Annotated in this window: 12 protein-coding genes; 7 read left to right on the forward strand and 5 right to left on the reverse strand. The window is 70.1% G+C overall.

Features of this window, described 5'->3' with window-relative positions; translation table 11 throughout:
- Positions 1-8 precede the first annotated feature (8 nt).
- Positions 9-395 (forward strand): cold-shock protein, encoded by a 387-nt coding sequence (locus ACZ3HL_RS07395; protein ID WP_016337551.1) that lies wholly within the window; start codon positions 9-11, stop codon positions 393-395.
- 168 nt (positions 396-563) lie between these two features.
- Here ACZ3HL_RS07395 and ACZ3HL_RS07400 read toward each other — a convergent pair whose 3' ends face one another.
- Genes ACZ3HL_RS07400 through ACZ3HL_RS07410 form a run of 3 tightly spaced genes read right to left on the reverse strand, consistent with a single transcriptional unit; the run spans position 564 to position 3,798 of the window.
- A complete protein-coding gene (locus ACZ3HL_RS07400; protein WP_465411204.1) occupies positions 564-1,028 on the reverse strand; it encodes a DUF2771 family protein in 465 nt (154 codons plus the stop codon).
- Positions 1,029-1,056: 28 nt separating this feature from the next.
- The gene (locus ACZ3HL_RS07405; RefSeq protein ID WP_465410797.1) at positions 1,057-2,976 is read right to left on the reverse strand and encodes an MFS transporter; all 1,920 of its coding nucleotides are present in this window, start codon (positions 2,974-2,976) and stop codon (positions 1,057-1,059) included.
- 51 nt (positions 2,977-3,027) lie between these two features.
- Positions 3,028-3,798 (reverse strand): glutaminyl-peptide cyclotransferase, encoded by a 771-nt coding sequence (locus ACZ3HL_RS07410; protein WP_465410798.1) that lies wholly within the window; start codon positions 3,796-3,798, stop codon positions 3,028-3,030.
- A gap of 49 nt (positions 3,799-3,847) precedes the next feature.
- Between ACZ3HL_RS07410 and ACZ3HL_RS07415 the strand changes: the two genes are divergently transcribed.
- Together ACZ3HL_RS07415 and ACZ3HL_RS07420 are read left to right on the forward strand one after the other, a co-directional pair.
- Entirely contained in the window at positions 3,848-4,786 is a 939-nt protein-coding gene (locus ACZ3HL_RS07415; protein WP_465529449.1) for a DUF3027 domain-containing protein, read from the forward strand.
- Positions 4,776-7,583 (forward strand): sacsin N-terminal ATP-binding-like domain-containing protein, encoded by a 2,808-nt coding sequence (locus ACZ3HL_RS07420; protein ID WP_465529451.1) that lies wholly within the window; start codon positions 4,776-4,778, stop codon positions 7,581-7,583. Before ACZ3HL_RS07415 ends, ACZ3HL_RS07420 begins: the two co-directional genes overlap by 11 nt.
- Positions 7,584-7,671: 88 nt before the next feature.
- On the opposite strand, the gene ACZ3HL_RS07425 is transcribed toward ACZ3HL_RS07420, so the two are convergent.
- A complete protein-coding gene (locus ACZ3HL_RS07425) occupies positions 7,672-7,899 on the reverse strand; it encodes a DUF2530 domain-containing protein (protein WP_465529997.1) in 228 nt (75 codons plus the stop codon).
- A gap of 81 nt (positions 7,900-7,980) precedes the next feature.
- Between ACZ3HL_RS07425 and ACZ3HL_RS07430 the strand changes: the two genes are divergently transcribed.
- The 4 genes from ACZ3HL_RS07430 to ACZ3HL_RS07445 all read left to right on the forward strand — a co-directional run bounded on the left by ACZ3HL_RS07430 (position 7,981) and on the right by ACZ3HL_RS07445 (position 11,717).
- Positions 7,981-9,438 carry an NCS2 family permease gene (locus ACZ3HL_RS07430; RefSeq protein WP_465529453.1) on the forward strand — a complete coding sequence of 486 codons (1,458 nt, stop codon included), beginning with the start codon at positions 7,981-7,983 and terminating at the stop codon, positions 9,436-9,438.
- Positions 9,439-9,505: 67 nt separating this feature from the next.
- Positions 9,506-9,937, forward strand: a complete 432-nt coding sequence (locus tag ACZ3HL_RS07435; protein WP_016337543.1) for a MarR family winged helix-turn-helix transcriptional regulator — start codon at positions 9,506-9,508, stop codon at positions 9,935-9,937.
- Between the two features lie 107 nt (positions 9,938-10,044).
- Positions 10,045-11,304, forward strand: coding sequence for an MFS transporter (locus tag ACZ3HL_RS07440; RefSeq protein WP_465410802.1), 1,260 nt, complete (start codon positions 10,045-10,047; stop codon positions 11,302-11,304).
- Complete coding sequence (locus tag ACZ3HL_RS07445) at positions 11,301-11,717, forward strand: hypothetical protein (protein ID WP_465529455.1); 417 nt, start codon at positions 11,301-11,303, stop codon at positions 11,715-11,717. Before ACZ3HL_RS07440 ends, ACZ3HL_RS07445 begins: the two co-directional genes overlap by 4 nt.
- On the opposite strand, the gene ACZ3HL_RS07450 is transcribed toward ACZ3HL_RS07445, so the two are convergent.
- Positions 11,714-12,727 (reverse strand): hypothetical protein, encoded by a 1,014-nt coding sequence (locus ACZ3HL_RS07450; protein ID WP_465529457.1) that lies wholly within the window; start codon positions 12,725-12,727, stop codon positions 11,714-11,716. The two genes, ACZ3HL_RS07445 and ACZ3HL_RS07450, sit on opposite strands and share 4 nt — an antisense overlap.
- Between the last annotated feature and the right edge of the window lie 95 nt (positions 12,728-12,822).

Genomic DNA, 12,822 nt, shown 5'->3' on the forward strand with positions numbered 1-12,822 from the left:
TGAGGGAAGTGCCGACCGGCAAGGTCAAGTGGTACGACGCGGAGAAGGGTTTCGGTTTCGTCACCCAGGATGGGGGCGCCGACGTCTACATCCGTAAAGCCGCGCTGCCGCAGGGCGTCGAAGGGCTCAAGGCCGGGCAGCGCCTCGAGTTCGGTGTCGCCGACGGCCGCCGCGGCCCGCAAGCGCTCTCCGTCCGGCTGCTGGACCCGCCGCCGTCGGTCGCCGAAGCGCGCCGCCGTCCCGCCGAGGAGCTGCACGGGCTCATCGAGGACATGATCAAGCTGCTCGAGCTCAAGGTGCAGCCGGACCTGCGGCGCAACCGCTACCCGGACCGGAAGAACACGAAGCAGATCGCCGAGATCATGCGCGCCGTCGCCCGGGACCTCGATCCCTGATCCGGCGCCTTCTCCTCAAGCGCTATGTCTCGGTACCCGTGTGGGTTCCGGCCGCGGCCAGGTCCGTGAAGGCCTCCTTCACTACCTTCAGGGTAGGCAAGGAGGCCTTCACGGACTCGAAGAGCATGGGCGGAGACCCGCGAGTGGTAGCAAAGGTCCCTTGCTCCCTCAGGCGGCAGGCGGCTCGACCTGCAGCGACCAGATGGCCGTGGTGACCGCCTCGGCGTCCTCCGGACGCCCCGTCTGGCTGATCACCGAAGCCTGCGCCACCTCGACGACGAGGATCTGGTCGTCGGGCCGGGGCGTCGTCACGGTGTAGGCGAAGCGGTCCAGCGACGTGATGATGTCCTGCTTGAGCTCCTGCGGCTCGCCCTTGCCGTTCACGTACTGCACCGTGACCTTCCACGGCGACTCCGCGATCGCGGTCGGCACCGAGATCTGCACCGGCTTACCCGGCCGGATGCGCAGCTTGCCCGCGGCGTCGGGCCTGGTGGTGCACTGCGCGCTCTTGATGTCGCAGGAGGCCAGCGGGGAGACGTTCACCGTCTTGCCGTCGGCGAAGAACGTCACCTCTTCGGGGCCGGGGGCCGCACAACCGGCCACCACGAAACCACCCGCCGCGAGTAGGGCCAAAATACGAAGTCGCCGCATACGGTGAAGATTACGAGCCCGGCCGCCACCGGGAGTCACCGGGCTGCGAGGGGATCGGCGATTCGCTCGTCGGCTCCGGGCGCAGCGGCCGGTCGCCGCCGAGCCCCGGGATCAGCGAAGTGCCGCGCCGCACCATGAACGTCTGCGTGAACCCGACGGCCAGCAGGATCGAAAGCACCAGGAAGCCGATCCAGTACGTCGGCGGCAGCAGCAGGCCGACGGCACCGCCGAAGCACCAGGACATCTGCAGCACGGTCTCCGACCGCCCGAACGCCGACGCGCGCGACTCTTCCGGCAGGTCTTCCTGGATGACGGCGTCGAGGCTGATCTTCGCCAGCGCGCTCGCGGTCGCGCCGACGAGCGCCACGATCGCCGCCGTCGCCAGCCCCGCCGCCACGGTGGCGATGATCGCGATGCCTAGACAGGCTCCGACACAGGCCAGGATCACCTGATCCGGTTTGCCGAAGTGCAGCCGCGAGCCCAGCGCGTTGCCGAGGAAACCGCCGACCCCGGCCGCGGCGCCGATGATGCCGAGCAGCAGCAGCTGGTCGAACGGGCTCTGCCCGCTGCCCTCGGCCTGCGCCTTCACCGCGAACGCGGAGAACATCATCAGGAACCCGGTCAGCACGCGGACGGTGCCGTTGCCCCACAACGAGACGACGATCTGCCGCCCCATCGGCTGCCGCTGCTTCTTGACCCGCCGCTCGGGATGCGCGGACAGCGACGCAGGCACCTCGCCCTCGGTCTTCTCGACCCAGGACGGGATGCGCATCGACTGCACCGCGGCCGCGACACAGATCAGCATGGTGAACCACAGGGCGCCCTGCGAACCCCAGATCGCGTTGACCCCGCTCGCCAGCCCACCGAACACGCCGGCCGCGATCAGGCCGAACACGGTCAGCCGAGCGTTCGTCTTCGACAGCGTGATCTCCGGCGGCAGCACCCGTGGTGTCACGGCGGCCTTCAGCACGGTGAACGACTTCGAGAGCACCATCATGCCCAGCGCCGCCGGGTACAGGAGCCAGTCGTCGAAATGCAGCGCCATCACGATGGCCATCAGCGCCTGCCCCGCCGACGACACGCACATCGCGAGCCTGCGGCCGCGCTGGATCTTGTCCAGCGCGGGGCCGATCACCGGCGCGACCAGCGCGAACGGGGCGATCGTGATGAGCAGGTAGAGCGCGACCTTGCCCTTGCTCTCCCCGCTGGTGGCGGCGAAGAACAAGGTGTTGGCCAGCGCGATCGCCATGGCGGCGTCGCTGGCGTAGTTCAGCATCACCGCGTACGTCAGCGAAGTCAGGCCCGATTTGTCGGCGCCGTCCGCCTTCGTCGCGCGCTGGAAGGCGCCGACGGCCTGCCCGGTGAGCTGACGGCTGCGCATCGCCGCGACCCGGGTGACCGTGATCTTCTTCGGCATCCTCGGCAGGGAGCCCGCGCGTGGCGGGACCGCGGTCGTCGGATGCTCGTGCGGCTGCTCTTCGGCGACCCGCGGCTCACCCGCGTAACCGCCGGTGTCGTAGTGCTCGTATTCGCCGCTGCCCGGAGGGTGCTCGTCGTAGAACCCGCCCGGACGACGCCGGACGGGTTCGGTCTGCCGCTGCGAGGGATCCGGATACGGCCGCGCGCCGCGGGGAGGTGTCCTCGGCGGAGGCGGAGGCGGTGGCTGGTGGTGCCCCATCGGGATCGCGCTGGTGCGTGCCTCGTCGGCGGTCGGCCCGCCCGGATGTGGCTGGTACTGGGGTTGCGGACGGGCCGCGCGCGGCGGCACCGGCTGCTGGTCGACGCGGGTCGGCGGGGGCGCGGACCAGTCGCGCGCCTGGGCGGCCCCCGGCTCCGGCGTCCACTTCCGCTTGCTCTTGCGGCCACGCTCCTTGCCCGGCCTGCCGGAAGGCGTGCCGTCGGGTGCAGAGTTCGAGCCGAAGATTCCCACGCTTCAATCCTGCCTTACGCGGGTCTCGCTTCGCGCGTTCACCACTGCTTTCTAGGCGGCGGGGACGAATTTCACGCGGAACATCCTTGGCCAGAGCTTGCCGGTGAGCACGAATTCGTCGGTCCCCGGCACCGCCGCGATACCGTTGAGGACGTCGGCGGAGCCCCGCTCGGCCGCATCGAGCAGCCCGGAAGCGTCGATCTCGCCGGTCACGCGCCCGGTCGCGGCGTCGATCCGCAGGATCCGGTCGGTCTGCCAGACGTTCGCGTACACGGAGGTCCCGACGCATTCCAGCTCGTTCAGCTGGTCACGGCCCACCTCGACAGTGCCTGTCGGCGCGAAGGTCACGGGGTCGCGGAAGGTCAGCTTCGACGAGCCGTCGCTCATCACCAGCTGCCCGGTGTCCTCGCGGTGGCACAGCCCCCAGCCCTCGCCGGTGTAGGTCACGCGCCTCAGCTCGGCCAGCGTCTTGGCGTCGCGTTCGATCGCGACGCCGTCCTTCCAGGTGATCTGCCAGGCCGTCGGCCCCAGCACGGTGATGCCCTCGCCGAACAGGCCGGGCAGATCCTGCCGGACCGACGGCGCGGCGCCAGGGGGCCCGGCCCGCATCGACGACTTCCCGACCAGGCCGGTCCCCTCGTACAGCGTCTCGCCGGAGAACTCGAGCCCCTGGGTGAAGGCGGCCGGGTCGTGGGGCAGCGTCGAGACCACCCGGACCTTCAGTTTCTCCGGCGCGGGCGGGGCGGCGTCGCTCACCGGCGCGGCGGCGCAGCCACCGAGGACGGCGGCCAGCAGGAGCGACATGGTCATCAGCGTGCGCACGCGGACAGCCTGACACGGACCGCGATATCGCGTGCGGCAGAATGGGGGCATGACCCTGCTGTTGACCCTGGACGACGGCTCCATCCAGCGCAAACTCGCCGAGGCGGTCGATCTGGCCCGCGCGGCGGTGCTGGAGGACGCCGGTGCCGAACAGGTCGGCGCGCACGTCGGCGTCGACCGGGAGGACGCGGTTTCCGCGAGCCACCTGTTCGAGGCGACCGTGTCGGGTTATCGAGGCTGGCGCTGGTCGGTGACGGTCGCGCTCGCCGGCGACGAAGAGCCGATCACGGTCAGCGAGGTCGTGCTGATCCCCGGTCCGGAGGCGCGTGTCGCCCCGGCATGGGTCCCGTGGGACCGCCGCGTCCAGGCGGGCGATCTCGGCGTCGGCGACATCTTCCCGGTGGAGAAGGACGATCCGCGGCTCGTCCCGGCGTACCTGGAGTCCGACGACCCCGCGGTCGAAGCGGTCGCCATGGAGGCCGGTCTCGGCCGGGTCCACGTGCTGTCCCGGCACGGCAGGCTCGACGCCGCCGCCCGCTGGCACGGCGGCGAGTTCGGTCCGCGGTCGGACATGGCGCGCAGCGCGCCGGACGTCTGCGGGAGCTGCGGGTTCTTCGTGCCGCTCGCCGGGTCGCTCAGCGCGGCCTTCGGCGCGTGCACCAACGACATCTCTCCGGCGGACGGCCACGTCGTCGACGTCGAGTACGGCTGCGGCGCGCATTCCGAGATCGAGGTCGAGGTGACCTCGTCGGTGCCGGTGGCGGAGCTGGTCTACGACGACTCGCTGATCGACTTCGAGCCCGCGCCGGAGACCCCCGCCGAGCCTGAGCCCGAGCCCGCCGAGGCCACCGTCGTCGACGAGTCCGAGGCCCCCGTGGCCGAGACGCCGGAAACCGCCGAGGTCCAGCCGGAGGTCGAGCCCGAGGCCGTCGTGCCGGACACCGCCGACGAAGCGCAGGTCGAGGCCGAAAGCGCCAGTGAGCACTGACCCGTTCGGCACCGAGCGGCTCCGGGCCGCCGTCCTGCGGGCGTGGGCGGATTCGCCGACGAGGTTCACCGAGGACACGAACACCGAGAACGACCTGCGGGTCGGCGGCTACCGTGACCGGCTGTTCGTCGAGCTGGCGCAGAACGCCGCGGACGCGGCCCTGGCCGCCGGTGACCGCGGCACGCTCCGGGTGTCCGTTGTGGACGGTGAGCTGAGGTTCGCCAACACCGGTGCGCCGCTGGACGCCCGCGGCGTCGAATCACTTGCCTCCCTTCGTGCTTCCGGCAAGGGCGAGGAGACCGTCGGCCGGTTCGGCGTCGGGTTCGCCGCCGTGCTCACGGTTTCCGCCGAGCCGAGGATCGTTTCGGTGACCGGCGGCGTCGCCTTCTCCGCGGAACGCACCCGCGCCGAAGCCGGCCGCACCGGTGACGTTCCCGTGCTCCGGCTTCCGTGGCCGGTCGCCGAAGCCGAACCTCCCGTTCCCGAAGGCTTCACCACCGAGGTCCGGCTGCCGCTGCGTGAAGGCGTCGACGGCCGGGCCCTGCTGGAGGATCTGAAGAACGACGTCGGCGATCTCCTGCTCACCCTGTCCTGGCTCGAAAGCATCGAGGTCGATGGCGGTGTGTGGCGCCGAACCGAGCTGGGCGACGGTGTCGTCGAGCTCGCGTCGCCGGAGGGTTCCGAGCACTGGCAGGTCCATCGCGGCGACGTCGTCTGGGCCGTCCCGCTGGACGGGGCCGGTTCGCCCCGGCCGCTCGGTGACGACGTCCTGCACGCGCCGACCCCGACCGACGACGAGCTTTCCCTGCCTGCCAGGCTGATCGCGACGTTGCCCATCGAGCCGTCCCGGCGCCGAGCGCTGCCGGGCCCCGAGCTGACGGCGGCGTTGAAGAACGCCGCGCGGGAGTACGTCGATCTCGTCCGCTCCCTGCCCGGCAAGGAACGACTGGCGCTCGTGCCCGGCGCGGACTTCCCGCGGTCCACTGTGGACGGAACGCTGCGGGACGCCATTCTCGAAAACCTCGCCGGCTCGCCCTGGCTTCCCGCGCAATCAGGTGACGATTTGCCGGGGCGCCAGGCGCGTGTCCTGTCGGTGGACGTGCCGGGGCTGGCGCCGCTGCTGGCCGATCTGGCGCCCGGGCTGATTTCACTGTCCGGTGTGGACCTTCGCGCGGTCGGCGCGCGGTCGATTTCGCCCGCCGAGGCCATCGATCTGCTGACCGGGGCGCAGCGCGAGCCTTCGTGGTGGCGTTCGCTCTACGACGTGCTGCTCCCGGCGCTCGAAGCGCACGACCTCACCAAGGACGACCTCGGCGCGTTGCCGGTGCCGATGTCGGACGGCCGCACCCTGCCCGGCGTCCGCGACGCGTTGCTCGTCGGCGGCTCGGCGGAACTGCTCGAACTTCTGTCCGATGTGGACATCATCGGCCTGCGGCTGGTGCATCCGGCCGCGGCGCATCCGTTGCTGGAACGGTTGGGAGCCAAGCACGCCGAGGCGGGTGACCTGCTCGAAGCCGACGCGCTGAGCGCCGCCGTCGAACGCAGCGTCGAAGACGTCCGGTCCGGTTTGGACGGAATGGCCCTCGCGGGCGCGGTGCTCCGCCTGATCGCCGAGGTCGGCGACGAAGCCCCTGACTGGGCGGGCGCGCTGGCGCTGCCGAGCGAGGACGGCTGGAGGCGCGCGGACGAGCTCGTCCTGCCCACGTCGCCGCTGGGTGACATCTTCGATCCCGAGGTGTTCGAGGAAGACGGCGCCTTGTCCGTGCTGGACGAGGAATTCGCCGAGGATTGGCCGACGGCCACGCTCGTCGCGGTCGGCGTGCTGGACTCGTTCGCGATCATCGCCGACGACGAACCGCTGGAACCCGAGCACGGACTGCCCGACGAGCACGACTGGTGGGATTCGCTGGAGCGCCCGCCGTCGCGGGTGCTGGCCGTGCGCGATCTCGATCTCGTCGCCGACGACGCCTGGCCGGAGGCGCTGCGGCTGCTCGCGGCGCGTCCCGAAACGTGGCGTGCCCTCACCGAACCCGGCGGGCACACCGGCTGGTGGCTCGCGCGGTACGCGCTGCTCGACGGGCACGCGCCGCTCGATTGGCGGATGCCGGAAGCGTCCGCGCTGGCCGGGCTCTACGACGTCGTCCCGGATTCGGGACTGAGCAAGGAGATCCTGCTCGCCGCCGGTGTCCGGACGGAGCTGGGGGCCGACGCCGAAGACGTCGAGGATCTCTTGGAGCGGCTGGGTGATCCCGAGCGCGAGGTGAGCCCCGGGCTCGCTGCCCGGGCGCACGCGGCCCTCGCCGAGTACACAGTGGACGTTCCCGCGCCGGATCGCGTCCGTGCCGCGGACGGCTCGGCCGTCGACGCTCGCGACGCCGTCGTGCTCGACGTGCCGTGGTTCGCCGCCGTGCTGGCGCCGGAGCGGATGGTCGTGTCGGCGAGCGGCGCCACCGCGCTGGCGGAGCTGCTGGATCTGCCGGTGGCGAGCGGTCTCGACGCCAAGGTCACCGAAGACGGCGAGTACGTGCCGTGGACGGAGCTGCCCGCGCTGCGGCTGGCCGCCGATCAGCTGGGTGCCGAGCTGCCCGAGGGCGGGGTCTTGCTGCACGAGGCGCTGACGGTGACCTTCGAGGACGCGGAACACGAGGTCGCCTGGTGGTCCGACGGCAGGCTGCACGCGGCCGACACCCCCGAAGGCCTCGGCCGGGCCTTCGCCTGGGCCACCGGCCGATGGGCCGACCGGCACGTCCTGACGGCCCTGCTCGACGATCCCTCGCCTTCGGCCCTCCTGAACTGACGCATTTCGTCCTCTGAATGCGGTAGTTGCACACGCAAGTACCGCATTCAGAGGACGAAATGCGGGCTCCTGAAGTCGCTGGGCGCTCTTAAAGTCTTTGGGCGCTCTTCGAGCCCCGGCGGGCGGCGGCGCGTTGCCAGGCGATGATCGCGAGACCGATGAAGCCGAGCACGAGGCCGGAGAACGCCGTCTGCACCCAGATGCCGTCGGTCACAAAGAACAGGACCACGGTCGCGACCGCCCAGAGCGAGGTACCTACGATCACGACCGGCGTCAGGTCGGTCAGCCGCTTCCGCAGCTCCGGCGTTGGCCGCAATGAACCGTTTACTTCCCCGGAATTGATCGATTCGCCCACGTGGGGAAGGGTACCCGGCAACGGGCGAAGGGTGGTACGCGAATGGCGGAGCGGCGCACCCGGTCCACACTGGACCGGTTCTTCAAGATCAGCGAGCGCGGCTCGACGCCGGGGCGGGAGATCCGCGGCGGGGTCGTCACCTTCTTCACGATGGCCTACATCGTGGTCCTGAACCCGCTGATCATCGGCAGCTTCTCCGCCGAAGACGCGGGCGCGCACAAGGACGTCCTCGGCAACATCCTCCCCGTCTCGCAGGTCGCCGCGGTGACCGCGCTGGTCGCCGGGGTGCTGACGATCATCATGGGCCTGGTCGCGAACTACCCGTTCGCCATCGCCACCGGTCTCGGCATCAACAGCCTGATCGCGGTCACCTTCGCCTCCCAGATGACCTGGCCGGAGGCGATGGGCCTGGTGGTGATCGAAGGCCTGGTCATCGTCCTGCTGGTCTTCGCCGGTATCCGGACGGCGGTGTTCAACGCCGTGCCGCCACCGCTGAAATCCGCGATCGCGGTCGGCATCGGCCTGTTCATCTGCCTGATCGGCCTGGTCGACGCCGGCTTCGTCCGCCGCGTCCCGGACGACGCGAAGACGACCGTGCCGGTCGGGCTCGGCATCAACGGTTCGATCGCGTCGTGGCCGACGCTGGTGTTCGTCGTCGGCCTCCTGATCACCGGAATCCTGGTGGCGAAGCGGGTCAAGGGCGCGATCCTGATCGGTGTCCTCGCTTCGACCGTGCTGGCGATCGTCATCGAGGCGATCACCAAGGTCGGCCCGTCGAAGGGCGTGAACCCGCAGGGCTGGAACCTCGGCTACCCGGCGCTGCCCGATCAGGTCCTCGGCGTCCCGGACCTCTCACTGGTCGGCGAAATCTCCTTCGGTGCCTGGACGCGGTTGCCGATCATCACCGTCGTCCTGCTGGTGTTCACCCTGGTGCTGGCGGACTTCTTCGACACCATGGGCTCGATGACCGGCCTGGCGAAGGAGGGCGGCCTGCTCCCGGCGGACGGCAAGCTCCCGAACGTCGGCAAGGCGCTGTTCGTCGACGGCACCGCGGCGGTGGCGGGCGGGTTCGCGTCTTCGAGTTCGAACACCGTCTTCGTCGAATCCGCGTCCGGTATCGCCGAGGGCGCCAGGACCGGGCTCGCGAACATCGTCACCGGAGTGCTCTTCATCGCGGCCATGTTCCTGACCCCGCTGTACCAGGTCGTGCCGGTCGAGGCCGCCGCTCCGGCGCTGGTCGTCGTCGGCGCGCTGATGATGAGCCAGGTCAAGGAGATCGACTTCGCCGACTTCACCGTCGCGCTGCCCGCGTTCCTGACCATCGTGGTCATGCCGTTCACCTACTCGATCGCCAACGGCATCGGCGCCGGCTTCGTCAGCTACGTCGTCATCCGCGCGGTCACCGGCAAGGCCAAGGGCGTGCACCCGCTCATGTGGGGAATCGCGGTGATGTTCGTGGCCTACTTCGCGGTCGGCCCCATCCAAGCCGCGTTCGGCTGACCAGCGGTTATATCACCCGTGGGCGATCTCACGGGCCGTCGATCCGATCGTGAGGTATGCTAACTATATGTCCGGAGACACGCACGAGCGCTCACTGGCGAGCCGCCTGCGTCTCGCGGTGGTGCGGCTGAATCGACGGCTGCGGGCCCAGCGTGCCGGTGACGGCATCTCGCTGACCCAGGTGTCCGCGTTGTCGACGCTGCACAAATGCGGTGCGCTGACCCCCGGGCAGCTCGCCGCGAAGGAAGGCGTCCAGCCGCCCTCGATGACGAGGGTGATCGCCGCGCTCGAGGAGATGGGTTACGTCGAGCGCAGGCCGCATCCGACGGACGGCCGCCAGGCCATCGTCGAGTTGTCGGACCGCGGCCGGGCCTACGTGATCGAGCAGATCACCGCGCGGGAGATCTGGCTGGACAAGCAATTGGCGGAGTTGAGCGCCGAAGAACGTGAAGTGCTCTCTCGCGCCTCCGAGATCATCGACAGGATGGCGGGGAACTAACAGCGGTGACGACCACGGGTAACGAAACACAGTGTCCTTCGAAGACCACCGTTACCCGGGAACCCGCTCCACCGCCACCGCCCGCCCGCGAGAAGCCGCGCGGGAGCATGTTCTCCTCGCTGAAGGTCCGTAACTACCGGCTCTTCTTCACCGGCCAGGTCATCTCGAACATCGGCACCTGGATGCAGCGCATCGCGCAGGACTGGCTGGTGTTCACCCTCAGCGGCAACGACCCGATCGCGCTCGGCATCGCGGTCGCCCTGCAGTTCCTGCCGACGCTGTTCCTCTCGTTGTGGGCGGGGGTGCTCGCCGACCGCGTCGACAAGCGGCGGCTGCTGATCGGCATCCAGATCGCCGTGCTGGCGCAGGCGGTCGTGCTCGGCGCGCTCGATCTGAGCGGGATCGCGGCGCTCTGGCACGTCTACCTGCTCTGCTTCACCCTCGGCGTGACGGCGTCGCTGGAAGTGCCCGCGCGGCAGTCGTTCGTCGCCGAGATGGTCGGCAGGGACAAGGTCACCAACGCCGTCGCGCTCAACTCCTCGATCTTCAACATGGCCCGGATCGTCGGCCCGGCCATCGCGGGTTTCGCGATCACCTGGGTCGGCACCGGCTGGTTGTTCATGGCGAACGCGGTGAGCACGGGCGCCGTCATCGCCGCGCTGGTGCTGATGAACCCGGACAAGCTCTTCCGCGGCCCGGCCATCCCGCGCGAGAAGGGGCAGCTCGTCGAGGGGCTGCGCTACGTGCGGCGGCGCAGCGACCTGATGACCGTGATGGTGCTGGTGTTCTTCGTGAGCACGTTCGGCATCACGTACTTCACCTCGCTGCCGATCGTCGCCGCGAACGTCTTCCACACCAACGCCGACGGCTACGGCCTGCTGTCGACGCTGGTCGCCGTCGGCACCTTCACCGGCGCGCTGATGTCCGCCCGCCGCAACACCCGCGGTGGCCCGCGCGTGCGGCTGCTGCTGATCTCGGCGTTCCTGCTCGGCGCGTTCGAGGTGATCACCGCGTTCATGCCGACGTACCTGACCTTCGGCCTGGCGCTGATCCCGCTCGGCTTCGCCACGATCACCTTCCTGAACACGGCGAACGCGCTGGTGCAGACCGCGGTCAGCCCGGAGATGCGCGGCCGCGTGATGGGTCTGTACGTGCTGGTGCTGATCGGCGGCAACCCCATCGGCGGCCCGATGACCGGCTGGATGGCCGACGCCTTCGGCGGCCGCTCGCCGTTCTACATCGGTGGCGCGGTCTCGGCGCTCGCCGCGATAGCCTGCGCTGTCGTGCTGATCCGGCGCGGCGGGGTGAGCCTGCCGGTGCGGCGGTTCGGGAACGGCCTCCGGGTGCTGAAGCGGGAGCGGGTGTGAACAGACTCGGCGTCGAACCGTCGGGGACCGGGTTTCTCGACTGGACGATCGACGGTGCCGGGCTGCGCACCTTGGTTCCCGCCGAGCAGCGGACCCCACTGTTCCTGGACGACGAGCTGTGGCGGGACGCGGCGGTCGAGACGCTTTGCCGTCTCCTGGGCCGCCTGCCGGGCGATTTCGACGACGGCCGGGTCGCGCTGCTGGTGTGCCCGGCGTGCGGCGATCTCGGCTGTGGCGCGTACAGCGTCGAGGTCGTCTTCGGCGACGACGTGGTCGAGTGGCGGGCCTTCGGCTGGCAAACCGACTACGAGCCGTTCGGCGATCCGGAGGAGTACCGGTTCACCGGGGCGAGGTTCGAGCGGAAGGCGTACGAGACGCTGCTCGGCGACCTCCTGTCGAACTACCGCGCTTAGCGCCCGAGCAGCGGTGGCACCGCCTTCTCGGCGATCGCCTTGAGGTCGCCGGTGCCCTTGAACTTCAGCGTCTGTCCGTCCGGATCATCGGTGAGCTGAACGACGACGCCCCGGTCGTCGATCTGGGCGGGCAGACCGGCGATCGTCGTGGTCGGAGCGACGGCCGAGGACCGCTCGCTGTAGTCCGCCGTCACGCCGTTCAGCTCGCATCCGGCGAAGAAGGTCGGCTTCGCGTTGTCCGGCGGCACACCGAGCGTGCGGCCGAGCTCCCCGCACAGCAGCCACGAGATCACGGGGAGCGGCTTGTCCTTGATCGGGCCGGGTTCGGTCTTCTCCAGCGGGATCTCGCCGTCCTTGCCGATTTTCGGCAACTTCGGCCCCGGCGGCGCCACGCCGGCGATCAGTGCTTCGGCGAGCGCCCTCGCCTTCTTCTCGCTTTCGGGGCTCTCGAGGATCCTGCCGCGGAGCGAAACGTGCAGCACCGGCGACGCACCGTTGTGCGGCGCGACCTCGACGAGTTCGACGCTCAGGCTGGTGCCGTCCCGGTCCGTGGCGATGACCGCGAGCTTGCCGGCGACCGTGGTCTTCGTGGGCATACCGCGGCTCGTGTCCTCGGGCAGCGCGGCGGCCATCTGCACGCTGACGTCGAGCTGCGCGGTGACCGCGTGGCAGGACTGGCCGGCCTCGCGAAGCGTGCGACCGCCGAGGATCTCCTCCCAGCGCTGCTCCGGGATCGCCTGGCACAGCACCTGCGCGCCGGTTTCGTCCGTCAGCGCGGCCACCATCTCACCCGTCGGCATCGCGACGGGGCGGAGCGCTTGTCCCGACTTGGTCGGCCAGACTTCGGGGAGCTTCGCCTCGGGCTCGTCGTCCCGGCTCAGCAGGGTGATCGCGACGGCGATACCCACCCCGAACAGCAGCAGGACACTGACCAGTGCGCAGCCCGCCCAGATCCACATCGGACGGTCGGTCTTGCGCGCGATGGCTCGGTAGTCGTTCGGGGTGGCCACGGTGTGAAGCTAGCCCGTCGGGCGCCCGTTGTCCGGCGAAACGCCAACCCGATGGGCGGATCCGCGGAGTGGGTCTTCGGGGAGGGTCGCGGCTG

The sequence above is a fragment of the Amycolatopsis sp. NPDC000009 genome, from assembly GCF_055563465.1.